This window comes from Bradyrhizobium sp. STM 3562 (assembly GCF_045571435.1).
In the GTDB taxonomy this organism is placed as follows: Bacteria; Pseudomonadota; Alphaproteobacteria; order Rhizobiales; family Xanthobacteraceae; genus Bradyrhizobium.
The window spans coordinates 8,117,083-8,132,989 of sequence record NZ_CP120694.1 but is presented as its reverse complement, the minus strand read 5'-3'; the positions used below and the strand labels follow the sequence as shown (position 1 = coordinate 8,132,989).

The window sequence follows — 15,907 nt, the reverse complement described above, 5'->3', positions numbered from 1 at the left end:
GAGGCGGCGATCAAGCCGCCACCGCCGGCACCGGCAGCGCGGTCACGGACTTGATCTTCTCCATCGCAAAGCGCGAGGTGACGTTCTTCAGCGGCACGGTCGCGATCAGCTTCTTGTAGAACACGTCGTAGCTCTGCATGTCCGCGACCACGACGCGCAGCATGTAGTCGACATCGCCGGCCATGCGGTAAAACTCCATCACCTCGGGCATGGCGCTGACCGCTTCGGCGAATTTCTTCAGCCAAGCTTCGGAATGATCGGAGCTCTCTACGGAGACGAACACCGTGATCCCGAGCCCGATCTTGTTCTGGTCGACCAGCGCGACCCGGCGCAGGATGACGCCATCGGCCTCAAGCCGCTGAATGCGCTTCCAGCACGGCGTCGACGACAGCCCCACACGGTCGCCAATCTCGGCGACGGACAGGGAAGCATCCTCCTGGAGTACCATCAGGATCTTGCGGTCGATGGCGTCCAGGCGGCGGCCATGTTCGTTGGGAAGTTGGACGGCGAGCTCGCTCATGAGAATAAAGTTCCATATGTGGGACCTGTAATTCTCATATAGAGAAAAATCTTCTATAGCAAGCCCATCATCTTGGCATCCGGGCCGGACGGCCAAGCCGGCACTGACGCCCAAGCGCTTTCGCGTCGTTCACGCGTAAGCGCCACCGCGCTGCTCTGCGGTATGATGGTGTGGTCACGCTGCGGGCTTCTCCACTATCGCGTGGCGTTGTCGCCCTCTTGCAGCCAGCGCCCCAAGAGATGGTGCGCGATGGCGAAGGGATGCGGCCCGGCAAGTCCGTCGGGGTGTTGGCGCGTGAGCATCAAGCGCGCTTCGTCGCGGTCGAACCAGCGCGCATCCTCCAGTTCCGACCGATCGATCACAATGTCTTCATTGAGGGCGCGCGCGGTGCAGCCGATCATCAGCGACGACGGATACGGCCAAGGCTGCGTCATGTAGTAAGCGACGTCGGCGCAGCGGATGCCGGCTTCCTCGAAGACCTCGCGCTTGACCGCGTCCTCGATCGTCTCGGCGGCTTCGACGAAGCCGGCGAGGCAGGAATACATGCCGGGCATGAAACGCGACTGCCGCCCCATCAGGCATTTGTCGCCCTTGGCCACCATCATGATCACGACCGGGTCGGTGCGGGGAAAATGCTCGGTCTTGCAAGCCGGACATTCGCGCTTCCAGCCGCCTTCGCGCATCGCGGTCCGCGCGCCGCAATTGGCGCAAAAACCGTGGCGCTGGTGCCAGGTGACGAGCGATTTCGCCGCCGCGACCGCCGATAGTTGTTCAGGCGGAATCGTCCCCTGCATCGCCATGCCGCGCAGCTCGCTCACGGCCACATCCTCGCGGCCGATCAGCTTTTCGGCGGCCTGCGGCGCGATGCCCATGCCGAACACGGGCGCGCCGTCGCGCAGGCCCAAAAACACCGTACCCGGATTGGCGCCGAATGTGAGCGCCTCGTTGATGGTGAGCAGCGCCCGCGACGCCTCACCCTCCCGCTTCACCACCAGCGAATCGCGAGAGACGACATAGGCGCGCGCCCTGGGATCGCTCTCCAGCGATAGCAGCTTCTGCTCGTTTGTGCGCAGATGCGCCGCCCGATCGAGGATGTTGCCGACGAACGCCGGCTTTCCCAGCGGAAACGAATCAGATGCGGACATGTTCTGTTCAACCCAACCAGATCTTGCGGCGTAGCGCGCTGATGAAAAGTTGCACTTCCTCGGCGTCATGGGCGAGCGGCGGCACCACGCCCCAAACCGGACGCGGCCAGGCGGCGTCGTTCTGGCGCCGCGCGATCACATGCACATGGAGCTGCGGTACGACGTTGCCGAGCGCCGCGATGTTGAGCTTGTCGCATTTGGTGATGTCTTTCAGCGCCCGCGCCACGCGGGAGATTTCCGTCATCAACTGCGCCTGCTCGATCTCGGAAAGGTCGATGATCTCGACCGTGTCCTCGCGCCGCGGCACCAGCAGCAGCCATGGGTAGTTGGCATCCTTGATGACCAGCACCCGGCAGAGCGGCAGGTCGCCGATATCGATGGTGTCCTTCTTGAGCTGGGGATGCAGCGACCAGGTGGATTCGGGCATACGGGTTCTCGAATTCATCCCCTACCGTTGCAGACACTTGGGCCGCAAACAACACCCGTCATGCCTGGCTTTATGCCGGGCATCCACGCCTTTTTTGCAAGGCCGGAGCAAGCAGGTCGTGGATGGCGGGGGCAAGCCCGGCCACAACGGAACAAGCTGCAATACCCCGCTTGCTTTCTGACCCTTTTGGCCCCAAATAGGGGCCGGGAGATTGGCGGTGGACGAGCCACTCGCCAACCGGGTCAGGTCCGGAAGGAAGCAGCCCTAACGAGGTCCGGATCGGGTCGCTCGTCAGTCTCCTACCTGTTTTTCGAGCGAAACGCGCAAAACGGGGCGAGAATCCCGTCCCCGCGCCGCTCGTTTGGGCGCGTCGTCCGCAAGACCGGCTGCGGCTTTGCGGCCAGGCTATGCACCGTCAGCCGATCGAAGCCGGCCGAAAGACGTTTCATTTGCGGATCGCTCGATGACCGACGCCGGCGCCCCTTCTTCAAAGCCCGACAGCGCCGCCCCTGGCGGTCTCGACTCGGCCGCAGGCACAGCCAAGCCTTATCGCGTGCTGGCGCGCAAATACCGCCCCTCCAGTTTTGCCGATCTGATCGGCCAGGACGCGGTGGTCCGCACCGTTTCCAACGCTTTCGAGACCGGCCGCATCCCGCAAGCCTGGATCCTGACCGGCGTGCGCGGGGTGGGCAAGACGACTACCGCGCGCATCCTGGCGCGCGCGCTGAATTATGAGCTGCCGGACGGCTCGATGAAGGGGCCGACCATCGACATGCCGACCCTCGGCGTGCATTGCCAGGCCATCATGGAAAGCCGGCACATGGACGTGCTGGAAATGGATGCCGCGTCCCATACCGGCGTCGACGATGTCCGCCAGATCAACGATAGCGTGCGCTACGCGCCGGCCACGGCCCGCTACAAGGTCTACATCATCGACGAAGTCCACATGCTCTCGACCGCGGCCTTCAACGCGTTCTTGAAGACGCTGGAGGAGCCGCCGGAGCACGCCAAATTCGTCTTCGCCACCACCGAGATCCGGAAAGTTCCGGTCACCGTGCTGTCGCGCTGCCAGCGCTTCGACCTGCGCCGGGTCGAGGCCGATGTGCTGATGAAGCATCTCGCCAACATCGCGGCCAAGGAAGGGGTCGAGATCGAGCCGGAGGCGCTCGGCATCATCGCCCGCGCGGCGGAAGGCTCGGTGCGCGATTCGCTGTCGCTGCTCGATCAGGCGATCGCGCATGCGGCGGGGCCGGTCCGGGCAGATGCGGTGCGGCAGATGCTGGGGCTCGCCGACCGCACGCGGGTGATCGATCTGTTCGATTCGCTGGTGCGCGGCGATATCGCCGGCGCGTTCCGCGAATTCCGCGAGCAATATGACACCGGCGCCGATCCGGTCGTGGTGCTCTCGGATCTGGCCGAGTTCGTCAACTTCGTCACCCGCGTCAAGATCGTCCCGGCGACCGCCGACAACGTCGCCTATAGCGAGACAGAGCGGCTGCGCGCGCGCGAGTTCGCGACAAAGATGTCGATGCGGGTATTGTCGCGGATGTGGCAGATGCTGCTCAAGGGCATCACCGAGACGCAAGGCGCAACGCGCCCGGCGGCGGCCGCAGAAATGGTCTTGGTGCGTATTGCCTATGTCGCCGACCTGCCGACCCCGGACGAAGCGATCAGGATGATCGAGCAGAACGGCGGGGCGGCTGCGACGATCGCGCCGAGTGCGGCGCCGCGCGGCGCACCGGCCTCAACGGTTTCGTCGATATCGGCCTCGCCGGCGCGTGCGCCGGCAGCGCCGCGCGCCGAGGCTTCCGTCCGCCCACAGCCGCAAATGGCGGCACCTGAGCCGCAAGTAGCGCCGGCTCGGCGGATCACGAGCTTTCCGCAGCTCGTGGCGCTTGCCGCCGAGAACCGCGACCTCCTGACCAAGTCCGCGCTCGAAGCCGATGTTCGCCTGGTTCGCATCGAGGACGGGCGGCTGGAGATCGCGCTGGAGCCGCAGGCGGCGCGGAGCATGGTGACCGAGCTGTCGCGCAAGCTCGAGCTATGGACGGGCCGGCGCTGGGCTGTGGTCGTCTCCAACGAGGCGGGGCAACCGACCCTGCGCGAGCAGAATCTCGTCAAGAAGAACGAGCGCGAGCGCGCCGCCGAAGCCGACCCACGGGTCAGGGAAGTGCTGGCACGATTTCCCGGGACGCGCATTGTCGAGGTGCGCCGGCTTGCCGCCGAGCCGCCGGAATCCGATATTAGCGCGAACCTTGGTGACGGCGAGTTCGGCGGCGACGACGCCCCTGATAACGAGGACGATTTTTAGAGCATGATCGGGACGCGAAGGGCTGCGTTAGCGAGAAAGCGTGCAGTGGTTTTCCGACGGGACCATGCTCAAGCGAGACGATAGAGGATGCACCGATGGCTGATTTTCTCGGCATGATGAAGCAGGCGGCGCAACTGCAATCCAAGATGCAGCAGATGCAGGAAGAACTCGGCAATGTGGAGGTCGAGGGCCTCGCCGGCGGTGGGCTGGTCGCGGTTCGCATGAGCGCGAAGATGGAAGTGAAGGGCGTCAGGATCGACCCCTCGCTGATGAAGCCCGAAGAGCGTGAGATCCTTGAGGATCTCTTGGTGACCGCGCATGCGGATGCCCGGCGCAAGGCTGAGACGGCGATGCAGGAAAAGATGCAGGCTTTCACCGGCGGCCTCGGCCTGCCGCCGGGCCTGCTGGGGCTTGGTTCATAAGACATCCGGCTCGTCAGAAATGCCCAGCGCCGTCGCCGGCCCCGAGATCGAACGCCTGATCCAGCTCCTCGCGCGCCTGCCGGGGCTTGGTCCGCGTTCGGCGCGCCGGGCTGCACTCCACCTCATCAAGAAGCGCGAAGCGCTGATGTCGCCGCTCACGAGCGCGCTTCAGGTCGCGATCGACAAGATCCAGATCTGCAAGACCTGCGGCAATATCGATACGCAAAATCCCTGCACAGTCTGCACCGATCCGCGCCGCGATGGGGCGATCATCGTGGTGGTTGCCGATGTGGCCGATCTTTGGGCGCTGGAACGGGCGAATGCAACCAATGGCCGCTATCACGTGGTCGGCGGCACGCTGTCGCCGCTCGACGGCGTCGGCCCGCAGGACCTCACCATCGACGCGCTGGTCGCCCGTGCTCATGACCCGAAAGTGAGCGAGATCATTCTCGCGCTCAATGCAACCGTCGACGGTCAGACGACCGCGCACTACATCACCGATCTGTTGCAGGACGCCAACGTCAAGGTGACACGTCTGGCCCACGGCGTGCCGGTCGGCGGCGAACTTGATTATCTCGACGAAGGTACGCTATCTGCGGCAATGCGCCAGCGCACCCTCTTCTAGCCTGAACACACGGAAGACTGACGAATGACGAAGCGACGATTCGCCATGGGCTTGACCTTTGCGTCGATTTTGCTGGCGAGCTTTCCCGCCTCCGCCGGCCGCGCGGAGCAGCCTGCGGAAGCGCCGCTCAAGGCCGGCAAGCCGATCAATACCGGCGATGTGCTCTCGGGCGAACTCAACGCCTTGCGCGTGCGCGATGCCAAGGACGGCAAGCCGGTCGCGACCTATCAGATCACGACGGAGCCGCGCCGGCTGCCGCCCCCGAACGGGCTTTGCAACCTGGAGACGGGGCCCGAAACCTTCCAACTCGTCACCACCAGCGGCACCCAGGCCGCGCAACTGAAATCTCTCGTCGGCAGGGAAATCTCGGTGAAGGTGGACGAGGTCGCCTGCGCCCAGGATGCCGGGCAAATGAGCGAGGCGGTGATCACCAAGTGGAGCTTGGTGAGGCACTAGGCCGCCGCAGGGTGGGTACAGCGGAAGCGAAGCCCACCATGTGGCGATGGCGATGGGTTTCGCGTCGCTCTGCCCACGTCTCGGACTCACACCTTCACCGGCCCCAGCGTTTCGAAATGGCCGCGCCGCTGCAGCCACGTCAGCAGCAGCAGGCTTGGCACCGCCACAACCACGCAGATCGCGAAGAATGCCGGCCATCCCACGGCCTTGGCCACGAAACCCGCCCCCGACGACAAATACGTGCGCCCGACCGCGGAGAGCGCAGTAAGCAGCGCGTATTGGGTCGCAGTATGCAGCGGGTTCTGGCACAGCGCCGAGAGGTAGGCGACGAAGATCACGGTGCCGATCGCGCTGGTGAAGTTTTCCGCGGATATTGCCAGCGCCAGCGCCCATTGATTGATGCCGATCACCGCGAGCCAGGAGAAGGAGAGGTTGGCGACCGCCTGCAGGATACCGCCGATCCACAAGCTCGCGGCCAGCGAATAGCGCCGTGCGACAAAGCCGCCGGCGAAACCACCGATCAAGGTGGCCGCGAGGCCAACGCCTTTCACGATCGCCGCATAGTCGTTGCGGGAGAAGCCGAGATCGATGACGAACGGCGCTGTCATGGTGCCGGAAAAGGCGTCGGTGAATTTGAACAGCACCACGAAGGCAAGCGCGGCGATCGCGTCCTTGCGGCTTAGGAACTCGGTGAACGCGCCGACCGCGGCATGCAGCACGCGCACGAAGGCGGTCTCGGCGTGCGTCGCCGCTTCGGCTTGTGCGGATTGTTCCGGTTCCGTGGCGAGAAGCGCCGTCACGGTGCCGATCAGCACCATGCCCGCCATCACCACATAGCCCCACGTCCACGCTGCACCGCGTGTGAGTCCTGCGCCTTCAAAGCCGCTGACGATGAACAGGGCGCCCGCGGTCGAGACCAGCATGCCGATGCGATAGGCGGCGACGTACGCGGCCATACCGGCGGCTTGCTCGCTTTCGGGCAGGCTCTCGATGCGGAAGGCATCGACCACGATGTCCTGCGTCGACGAGGCGGCCGCAACCAGCAGCGCCGCCAGCGCGACGAAGAGCGCCGAACGCGCCGGATCCGCTGTCGCCAGCAACAGGATGGTTGCGATCAACAGGACTTGCGAGAACACCAGCCAGCCGCGGCGGCGGCCGAAAGCGTGGGTGAAGAACGGCACATGCAGCGCATCGATCAGCGGCGCCCATAGAAATTTCAGCGTGTAGGGCGTGCCGACCAGCGCGAACAGGCCGATGGTGCCGAGATCGACGCCGGCCTCGCGCATCCAGACCAGGAGCGTGGATCCCGACAGCGCCAGCGGCAGCCCTGAGGAAAAGCCGAGGAATAGCACGATCAGCACCCGCGGCTGCAGGTAAACCGCAAGGCTCTCGCGCCAGGTGGGTTTGGGCGGCTCAGCGGGCACGCCGGTCTTGGAGGCGACTTCGGGTCGGGTCATGCAGAATCGTAGGGTGGGTTGAGCCAACGGGGTCGCGCGAACGCGCGCCCGATGACAGGCTACGCGAAACCCACCATTTCTCATCCGATCCCCGGAAGTGATGGGTTTCGCTACGCTCAACCCATCCTACGCGTCCGGTCAAGATGAACTATTCCCCCGCCTGCAGCTTGCGCGGGACTGGGAACAGATCGGGTGCGGCCGGCTTCACCAGCCGCGGCGCCTCCACCGGCGCATCGGTCTTGCTGAAATCGAGTTCCTCGATCCGCCCGGCGCGCTTTTCGATCTTGTCGGCGGAGATCAGAATCTGCCTGATGTCCTCGTTGACGTCGCTAAAATGCTTCTGCAGCTTGAGCACGCGCTCGCGCAAGCGGGTGAGATCGTCGCCCAAATTGATCACCTCGGTGCGGATCTGGTCAGCCGCGTCGCGGATGCGCGCATCCTTCATGATCTGTTGCATCACCTGGATCGCCAGCATGAGCAGCGAGGGCGACACCAGCACGACGCGGGCGCGATAGGCCTTCTGGATCACGTCGTCAAAGCCGTCATGGATTTCGGCATAGACCGACTCCGACGGCACGAACATCAGCGCGTTATCCTGGGTCTCGCCGGGAATGAGGTATTTTTCCGCGATATCGCCGACATGCTTGAGCACGTCACTGCGCAGCCGCTGCGCGGCAAGCTTGCGCTCCTCGTCGCTGCGGGCGTCATGCAGGGCGGTCACCGCCTCCAACGGAAACTTCGCGTCGATGCAGAGCGGCCGCTGGTCGGGCAGGAACACCACGCAATCCGGGCGCTTGCCGCTCGAGAGCGTGTACTGGAACTCGTAGGAGCCCTTGGGCAGCCCGTCCTGCACGATCGCTTCCATCCGCGCCTGGCCGAAGGCGCCGCGCGACTGCTTGTTGGCGAGCACGTCGCGTAAGGTCGTGACCTGGGTCGTGAGGTGGGAGAGATTCTTCTGCGCATCGTCGATGATGCCGAGCCGCTCGTGCAGCACGCGCAAGGAATCCAGGGTGTTGCGCGTGGTCTGTTCCATCGATTGGCCGACGCGATGGGTGACCGAATCCAGCCGCTCGTTGACCGCGCGCGCCATCTCGGCCTGGCGCCCCGCGAGCGCCTGCGCCATCGCGTCAACGCGACCATTGGCCTCGCTCTGCACACGCAGCATCTCGCTCAAGCGCTGCTCGAGCTCATCGGAGCGCATGGCCTGGACAGCCGCCAGCTCCGCGCCGCGTTTGCCCGAGCGCGCCACCACGATGACGAGCGCGGCCAACAGGACCAGCGTGAGCACGCCGAAACCGGTCAGCGCTTCGTTCGCATGGATCGGCCAGTCGCCGATCACGAAAAGGATCTGGTTCATGCCCTCCTCTCTAGCCGATTCGCGAGTCGAAGCGAACGAAGAGAGAACATTTATGGTAAATAGGAGGTAAAGTTTTATGGTTAATGCCGCGCTAAATTTCGCAGGTGGCAGGAGGTCGACCGGTTCCGCGGCACATTGACCGGCACAGGCCGAGGGCCTAAATCGCGCGCATGGCCCTAAGAGAAATCATTATCCTGCCGGACAAGCGGCTCCGGCTCGTGTCCAAACCTGTCGAAAAAGTGACCCCGGAGATCCGGAAGCTTGCCGACGACATGTTCGAGACCATGTATGCCGCGCCGGGGATCGGCTTGGCAGCGATCCAGGTCGCGGAACCGTTGCGCCTGATCACCATGGACCTCGCCAAGAAGAGCGAGGAGGGTGAGACAAGGCACGAACCGCGCGTCTTCATCAATCCGGAAATCCTGACCTCTTCGGAAGAAAAGTCCGTTTACGAAGAAGGCTGCCTCTCGATCCCCGAATATTACGAGGAGGTCGAGCGGCCGGCGCGCGTGCGCGTGCGCTTCACCGATCTCGACGGCAAGATGCATGAGGAGGATGCCGAGGGGCTGTTCGCCACCTGCATCCAGCACGAAATCGATCATCTCAACGGCGTGCTGTTCATCGACTATCTCTCGAAGCTCAAACGCGACCGGGTGCAGAAGAAATTTGAAAAGGCCGCCAAGCGCGTGGTGGAGTAGTTGAACTTCTCTCGGCTGTCGTGCCCGGGCTTGACGCGGGCATCCACGCCTTTCTTTCCAGCCGGAAGCAAAGCCGTGGATGGCCGGGATAGGCCCGGCCATGACGAGAAAAACTGAAGCAGTTGAGCAATGCCCCTGCGCCTGATCTTCATGGGTACGCCGGATTTCTCGGTGCCCACGCTGCTGGAACTGGCCGCTCACGGCCATGACATCGCGGCCGTCTATACCCGCGCGCCAAAGCCGGGCGGGCGCGGCATGAAGCTGCAGGCAACGCCGGTGGAGCAGGAGGCGCGACGGCTTTCGATTCCCGTGTTCACGCCGTCGACGTTGAAGACCTCGGAGGCGCTGGAACAGTTTCGTGCGCACAAGGCCGACGCGGCGGTGGTCGTGGCTTACGGCATGATCCTGCCGCAGGCGATCTTGGATACGCCGGCGCACGGCTGCTTCAACCTGCACGCGTCTCTCCTGCCGCGCTGGCGCGGCGCCGCGCCGATCAACCGCGCCATCATGGAAGGCGATGCCGAGACCGGCGTGATGGTGATGAAGATGGATGTGGGGCTCGACACCGGCGACATCGCGATGGCCGAGCGCGTGGCGATTACCGATCAGATGACCGCTGCCGATCTGCATGATCGGCTGTCGCGGCTGGGCGCCGATCTGATGGTGCGCGCCATCGGCGCGCTCGATCGCGGTCAGCTCCAACTCACACCGCAGCCGAGCGAGGGTGTGACCTACGCGGCCAAGATCGACAAGGCGGAAGCGAGGATCGATTGGAACAAGCCGGCACACGCGGTGCTTCGACATATCCATGGGCTGTCGCCCTTTCCCGGCGCCTGGAGCGAGGTGTCGCTGGAAGGCGCGCCGGCGCGGATTAAGGTCCTGCGCTGCTCGCTGGTCGAGGGCTCAGGCGCCCCCGGGACGGTGCTCGATGATCAGCTCACCATCGCCTGCGCCGAAGATGCAATCCGCATCATCGAGCTGCAGCGCGCCGGCAAAGCGCCAATGAAGGCCGCGGAGTTCTTGCGCGGCACGCCGCTGAAAGTCGGCGCGAGATTTACATGACGCTGTCATGCCCTGCGTGGGCGGGGTATCCAGTAGGCTGCGGCTTCTCGGCTGAACTGAAGCGCCGCGGCGTACTGGATCATCCGCTTTCGCGGAGGATGACTTCGGAGAAAAATGCCCCGCTACAAGCTCACCATCGAATATGACGGCGCCCCCTTCTGCGGCTGGCAGCTCCAGGACAATGCGCTGTCGGTGCAGGGCGCGCTGGAAGCGGCGGTCGCGGCGATGTGCGGCGAGCCTGTTCGCGTCCATGGTGCGGGGCGCACCGATGCCGGCGTGCATGCGTTCGGCCAGGTCGCGCATTGCGATGTTGCAAAACCTTTTGCGCCCGACCGTCTGCGCGACGGGCTCAACGCACACTTGCGCCCGCATCCGATCGCGGTGCTCGCAGCCGAGATCGTCCCCGATACTTTCGAAGCGCGCTTCTCGGCCAGGAAGAGGCATTATCTTTATCGCATCAAGAACACGCGGGCCAATCTCGCGCTCGATATCGGCCGTGTCTGGCGCGTGCCGCGTCGGCTCGATGCGGGCGCGATGCATGAGGCGGCGCAGCGGCTCGTCGGCAAGCACGATTTCACCACCTTCCGCGACACCGAATGTCAGGCGAAGTCACCGGAGAAGACGCTGGACCAGCTCGATGTCACGCGCGATGGCGATGAGATTCGGATTGTGACCTCGGCGCGCTCCTTCCTGCACAGCCAGGTGCGCTCGATGGTGGGCTCCCTGGTCTGGGTCGGCGAAGGCCGCTGGAGCGCCGATGATCTGGCTGCGGCGTTGGCCGCAAAAAACCGCGCCGCCTGCGGTCCGGTCGCACCGCCGGAGGGGCTATATCTGGTGCGGGTGGAGTATTGAGCCAGAAATCTCTCTCCACCGTCGTGGCCGGGCAGGCCGCCCGGCCATGACGGCGGAGTACCGGGTGATAGCTGAGCGAAACGTCAGCTAGCCAAAATACCGATCCAAGATCCCCCGATAAATCTTCGTCAGCTTCTCCATATCCGCGACCGCGGCGCGTTCGTCGATCTGGTGCATGGTCTGGCCGACCAGGCCGAACTCGATGACCGGGCAGTAGCTCGCGATGAAGCGGGCGTCCGAGGTGCCGCCGGTGGTGGAGAGCTCGGGCTTACGTCCCGTGATCTCCTCGATCGCTGCGACCGCGAGGTCGGTGAAGGGGCCGGGTTTCGTCAAAAACACATTGGAGTTCGACGGCTGCCACTCGATGTGCGCGCGGATGCGGTTGCCCGCCGCTTTCGCCACGCGCTCTTCTACCAGCTTGCGCAGGGATTCCTGCGTATGCAGGTCGTTGTAGCGGATGTTGAACCTGGCGCGCGCCTGGCCGGGAATCACATTGGTTGCGGTGTTGCCGACATCGACCGAGGTGAACTCCAGGTTCGAGGGTTGGAATTGCGCGCTGCCGCGATCGAGCGGCTCATCGGAGAGCGCCACGATCAGCCGCGAAATGTCGGGCACGGGATTATGGGCGCGATGCGGATAGGCGACATGGCCCTGCTGACCCTCGACGTAAAGCGTGCCGGATTGCGAGCCGCGGCGGCCGATCTTGATGCAGTCGCCCATCGCCTCCTGATTGGAAGGCTCGCCCAGCACGCAATGGTCGAACTTTTCGCCGCGCGCGGCAGCCCATTGCAACAGCTTGACGGTGCCGTTGACCGAAAGGTCTTCCTCGTCTCCGGTGATCAGGAAAGAAATCGAGCCCTTGGGCTTGCCGCCATTGTCTTTCAGATAGCCGAGCACCGCGGCGACGCTGCAGGCAATCCCGCCCTTCATGTCGACCGCGCCCCGGCCGTAGAGAAAGCCGCCCTTAACGTCGCCCGAAAAAGCGCCGACGCTCCAGGCCGCCTCGTCGCCCGGCGGCACCACATCGGTATGGCCAGCAAAGGTGATATGCGGCGCGCCCTTGCCGATACGCGCATAGAGATTGTCGATATCGGCGGTGCCGGGCTCGCCGAAGGTGACGCGGTGCACCGTAAAGCCGGCGCCTTTGAGGAGGTTTTCGAGAACACCGAGCGCCCCGGCGTCGGCCGGGGTAACGGAAGGGCAGCGGATCAGATCACGGGCAATGGAAACGGCATCGGTCATGCCTCCCGCTTAACATGCCGCAGCGGCGGCGGGCCAGACCAGAGAGATGCACTCGCCCCGTCGTCCTTAGGTGCCGTAGCGCAGCGAAGGCCTCGAAGGATGGATCGGCCTCCGCTGCGAAAGCCGGGCCGTCGGCCTTCGAGACGCGCGCTGTCGCGCGCTCCTCAGGCTGACCGGATTGATACCCAGATTAAGGACTAATCCCGCAGCAGCTCGTTGATGCTGGTCTTGGCGCGGGTGCGCTCGTCGACGCGCTTGACGATGACAGCGCAGGCGGTGGAGGGGCCCGGCTGGCCGTTCTTGAGCGGTTTTCCAGGCAGAGTGCCCGGCACCACCACCGCATATTCGGGTACCTCGCCGACAAAGATCTCGCCGGTCTCGCGGTCGACGATCTTGGTGGAGGCGCCCAGGAACACGCCCATCGAAAGCACCGCGCCCTTGCGCACGATCACGCCTTCGGCGACCTCGCTGCGGGCGCCGATGAAGCAGTCGTCCTCAACGATCACGGGCTCGGCCTGTAGGGGCTCCAGCACGCCGCCGATTCCCACGCCGCCCGAGATGTGCACGCGCTTGCCGATCTGGGCGCAGGAGCCGACCGTGGACCAGGTGTCGACCATGGTGGCTTCATCGACATAGGCGCCGAGATTGACGAAGGACGGCATCAGCACGACGTTCTTGGCGATGAAGGCGGAGCGGCGCACGATCGCGCCGGGCACCGCGCGAAAGCCGGCATCGCGGAAACGGTTCTCGCCCCAGCCCTCGAATTTGGAGGGCACCTTGTCCCACCACGACGCCTTGCCGGGTCCACCGGGGATCACGCTCATATCGTTGAGGCGGAATGACAGCAGCACGGCCTTCTTCAGCCACTGGTTGACCTTCCACTTGCCGCTTGCCTCGCGCTCCGCGACGCGCGCCTCGCCTTTGTCGAGCAGTTCGAGCGCGCCCTCGACGGCGTCGCGCACCTCGCCTTTGGTCGCGGTCGAAATGCCGTCGCGTGCGTCAAAGGCGGCGTTGATGGTGGATTCGAGGGCGGACAAAGACATCGGGATATCCTTGAGTTTTTTGCGGCGGGCAGGCTTTTTCAGGATTTGGCGGGACGGAGTCAAGCGTAGGGTCGTCATGGCCGGGCTTGTCCCGGCCATCCACGTGGAGCTGCACGCGCGGAAAGGCGTGGATGCCCGGGCCTTCGCCTCGCCGAAGCGGCTCCGGCCGCGCAGGCGGGACAAGCCCGGGCATGACGGAGAGAGCGGGCTTCGCCAGAGCGATGGCTACGTCTTTTGCTTCGCCAGCCCCGCCAAAAACCCGGTCAGATCATCCGTGACGTGATCCACGTGCGAGGCGTCGCGCCCCTCGAGCTCCCAATCCTCGCGCACCACCTCCTTCGTGCCGTCCGGTACCACCAGCACTGTGGTCATGCCGAGCTGATGCGGGACGACGAGGTTGCGGGCGAGATCCTCGAACATCGCGGCTTTGGCCGGATCGACGTCGTGAAGCCTGAGAAAACGCTCGTAGGTCTGCGGCGCCGGCTTTGGCTCGAGCTCGGCGGCGATGATATCGAACACCGCATCGAAATGGCCTGACAGTCCGAGCCGTTCCAACACCTTGTCGACATGATCGGCCGAGCCGTTGGTCAGGATCAGCTTGCGGCCCGGCAGCTTTGCGATCGCCGCGCCCATTTCGGGATTGGGCTCGAGCGGGGAATGGTCGATCTGGTGCACATAGGCGAGGTAGTCGTCGGCGCTGACCCCGTGCAAACTCATCATGCCGCGCATGGTGGTGCCGAAGCGCAGATAATAGTCCTTCTGGATCCGCCGCGCCTCTTCCGGCGGGACATTCAGCCAGCGGCTGACATAGTCGCGGATGCGCACGTCGACCTGCTGCCACAGATTGACGTGATGCGGATAGAGCGTGTTGTCGAGGTCGAACACCCAGGTGTCGACATGATCGAAGGTGCGGAGGGTGGGTTCGGCTAAAGGCATCGCTCTCTCAAGTCGTCGTCCTGGCGAAGGCCAGGACCCATACCGCGGAATCCATCAATCGGGCACGCGCTTGGTTACTGTCTGCGCAACAACGAATGCCTGTGGTTATGGGTCCTCGCGTTCGCCAGGACGACAGTGGGGATAGGGACGACGGTGCAAGTGGCATCATCACGGCATCGCAAAACGGATAGTCTTGCCGCCGCTCGACATATCAACAGCCGCAAAGCCGGTCGCGGAAAAGCCGCGGCTGCCGCAATCGCCCTGCTCGTTGGTTTCGAACTTGTTCTCGCGGGTGCAAAGCTGCTTGGTGCCGCCCCAGTTCAGGGGCCTGTCGCTGATCTTGATGGTGCGGTTGTCGGCATCGACGGCCTCGGCAAAACTATAGATCTGCCTGGGTTGGCCGGTGACATCGGGATGCAGGCACTTGCCGGGATCGATGCGATACCAGCCGCGGCTGATCACGCTCCTGCCGTCCTCGGTCGCGACCGCCGCCATCACCCTGTATGGGGTGTCGTTGCACCAGGTGAGCCCGGTGGGCGAGGGCGCCTGCACCGCGTCGATCATGGTGGTGAAGAAGTTCGGCGACTGCAGCACGTCGGACGAAAGCCCGCGGCTCTTCAAGAAGGCGGCGAGCGCGCTCTGCGTCTTGGGTCCGTCGACTCCATCGATCGGCGCGGCGTCATAGCCTGCGATCAGCAGCAGCCGCTGGATCGCGGCGAGCCGCGCCTGCTCGTCGTCATATTCGGAGTCTTCGGCGAGATAGGCGACCAGATTGCCGTCGTCCGTCTGCGTCGGCGTGACCTGCGTGAAGCGCGCCGGCGTCTGGCCGGCGCGACACTCACGGGCGGCGGCGATGACGAAATCGCCCGAGGCAACGCACAGCGTGTCGGTGCCGTTCTGCGGCAGCGGCGACGCGCCATAGACGCCGAGCGCGCGGGCATTGAGCAGGATGCGGTCGGCCGCGAGCGTGCCCTGCACCACCACGCGGCACGCCGCCGGATCGATCCGGAACCAGCCGCGTGTGGCGGTCGCCGCCTTCTCATCGATGCCGATCGCGGCCTCCACCACATAGCTCATGCGGTTGCAGATTTTGAGGTCCGCCGAAGCGGGAGCGGAAGATGCGACAAATGAGACGATTGCTGCGGGTAGTGCGAGCAGGGTCCGCTTCCAAATCGAGACAGACGTGCGCCGCCGTTGGCTGCGCTCGTCGCGCCGGGGCTCGTCCCGCCTGCGCGGCGGGAGCCGCTTCGGCGAGGCGAAGGCCCGGGCTTCCACGTCTTTCTTTCGGCTTGAAGACGCGTGGATGGCCGGGACAAGCCCGGCCATGACGATTTTCCCTTGCGGCCGCTGCCCG

16 protein-coding genes and 1 other RNA gene are annotated in these 15,907 nt (G+C 64.6%); 8 read left to right on the top strand and 9 right to left on the bottom strand.

Going from position 1 to position 15,907, the window contains the following annotated elements:
• Positions 1-10: 10 nt before the first annotated feature.
• The 3 genes from P6U23_RS37595 to P6U23_RS37585 form a co-directional block, all read right to left on the bottom strand.
• A complete protein-coding gene (locus P6U23_RS37595) occupies positions 11-520 on the bottom strand; it encodes an Lrp/AsnC family transcriptional regulator (protein WP_407177321.1) in 510 nt (169 codons plus the stop codon).
• Between the two features lie 194 nt (positions 521-714).
• Complete coding sequence (gene nudC, locus P6U23_RS37590) at positions 715-1,665, bottom strand: NAD(+) diphosphatase (RefSeq protein ID WP_407177320.1); 951 nt, start codon at positions 1,663-1,665, stop codon at positions 715-717.
• A 7-nt stretch (positions 1,666-1,672) separates the two neighbouring features.
• A complete protein-coding gene (locus P6U23_RS37585) occupies positions 1,673-2,092 on the bottom strand; it encodes an HIT domain-containing protein (protein ID WP_407177319.1) in 420 nt (139 codons plus the stop codon).
• Between the two features lie 206 nt (positions 2,093-2,298).
• On the opposite strand from P6U23_RS37585, the gene ffs reads away from it, so the two are divergent.
• The 5 genes from ffs (at position 2,299) to P6U23_RS37560 (ending at position 5,906) form a co-directional block, all read left to right on the top strand.
• Positions 2,299-2,395: signal recognition particle sRNA small type (ffs, locus tag P6U23_RS37580), an RNA gene on the top strand.
• 160 nt (positions 2,396-2,555) lie between these two features.
• Positions 2,556-4,403 carry a DNA polymerase III subunit gamma/tau gene (locus P6U23_RS37575; protein WP_407177318.1) on the top strand — a complete coding sequence of 616 codons (1,848 nt, stop codon included), beginning with the start codon at positions 2,556-2,558 and terminating at the stop codon, positions 4,401-4,403.
• A 95-nt stretch (positions 4,404-4,498) separates the two neighbouring features.
• Positions 4,499-4,825: a YbaB/EbfC family nucleoid-associated protein gene (locus tag P6U23_RS37570; RefSeq protein WP_024509280.1), complete on the top strand. Its 327-nt coding sequence runs from the start codon at positions 4,499-4,501 to the stop codon at positions 4,823-4,825.
• Between the two features lie 19 nt (positions 4,826-4,844).
• Positions 4,845-5,450 carry a recombination mediator RecR gene (gene recR / locus P6U23_RS37565; RefSeq protein WP_407177317.1) on the top strand — a complete coding sequence of 202 codons (606 nt, stop codon included), beginning with the start codon at positions 4,845-4,847 and terminating at the stop codon, positions 5,448-5,450.
• Positions 5,451-5,474: 24 nt separating this feature from the next.
• Positions 5,475-5,906, top strand: coding sequence for a hypothetical protein (locus P6U23_RS37560; RefSeq protein WP_407177316.1), 432 nt, complete (start codon positions 5,475-5,477; stop codon positions 5,904-5,906).
• Between the two features lie 86 nt (positions 5,907-5,992).
• Here P6U23_RS37560 and P6U23_RS37555 read toward each other — a convergent pair whose 3' ends face one another.
• Both P6U23_RS37555 and P6U23_RS37550 read right to left on the bottom strand, forming a co-directional pair.
• The gene (locus tag P6U23_RS37555) at positions 5,993-7,363 is read right to left on the bottom strand and encodes an AmpG family muropeptide MFS transporter (protein WP_407177315.1); all 1,371 of its coding nucleotides are present in this window, start codon (positions 7,361-7,363) and stop codon (positions 5,993-5,995) included.
• Between the two features lie 148 nt (positions 7,364-7,511).
• A complete protein-coding gene (locus tag P6U23_RS37550; RefSeq protein ID WP_407177314.1) occupies positions 7,512-8,720 on the bottom strand; it encodes a DNA recombination protein RmuC in 1,209 nt (402 codons plus the stop codon).
• A gap of 170 nt (positions 8,721-8,890) precedes the next feature.
• Between P6U23_RS37550 and def the strand changes: the two genes are divergently transcribed.
• The 3 genes from def to truA all read left to right on the top strand — a co-directional run bounded on the left by def (position 8,891) and on the right by truA (position 11,332).
• Positions 8,891-9,418: a peptide deformylase gene (gene def, locus P6U23_RS37545; RefSeq protein WP_407177313.1), complete on the top strand. Its 528-nt coding sequence runs from the start codon at positions 8,891-8,893 to the stop codon at positions 9,416-9,418.
• A gap of 129 nt (positions 9,419-9,547) precedes the next feature.
• Entirely contained in the window at positions 9,548-10,480 is a 933-nt protein-coding gene (gene fmt / locus P6U23_RS37540; protein ID WP_407177312.1) for a methionyl-tRNA formyltransferase, read from the top strand.
• A 114-nt stretch (positions 10,481-10,594) separates the two neighbouring features.
• Positions 10,595-11,332, top strand: a complete 738-nt coding sequence (truA, locus tag P6U23_RS37535; RefSeq protein WP_407177311.1) for a tRNA pseudouridine(38-40) synthase TruA — start codon at positions 10,595-10,597, stop codon at positions 11,330-11,332.
• A gap of 87 nt (positions 11,333-11,419) precedes the next feature.
• Here truA and dapE read toward each other — a convergent pair whose 3' ends face one another.
• The 4 genes from dapE to P6U23_RS37515 all read right to left on the bottom strand — a co-directional run bounded on the left by dapE (position 11,420) and on the right by P6U23_RS37515 (position 15,879).
• Positions 11,420-12,574: a succinyl-diaminopimelate desuccinylase gene (gene dapE, locus P6U23_RS37530; RefSeq protein WP_407177310.1), complete on the bottom strand. Its 1,155-nt coding sequence runs from the start codon at positions 12,572-12,574 to the stop codon at positions 11,420-11,422.
• Between the two features lie 197 nt (positions 12,575-12,771).
• Positions 12,772-13,617: a 2,3,4,5-tetrahydropyridine-2,6-dicarboxylate N-succinyltransferase gene (gene dapD, locus P6U23_RS37525; protein WP_407177309.1), complete on the bottom strand. Its 846-nt coding sequence runs from the start codon at positions 13,615-13,617 to the stop codon at positions 12,772-12,774.
• Between the two features lie 225 nt (positions 13,618-13,842).
• On the bottom strand, positions 13,843-14,553 hold the full coding sequence (locus P6U23_RS37520; protein WP_407177308.1) for a pyrimidine 5'-nucleotidase: 711 nt from the start codon (positions 14,551-14,553) through the stop codon (positions 13,843-13,845).
• 168 nt (positions 14,554-14,721) lie between these two features.
• Positions 14,722-15,879 (bottom strand): DUF1036 domain-containing protein, encoded by a 1,158-nt coding sequence (locus P6U23_RS37515; protein WP_407177307.1) that lies wholly within the window; start codon positions 15,877-15,879, stop codon positions 14,722-14,724.
• Between the last annotated feature and the right edge of the window lie 28 nt (positions 15,880-15,907).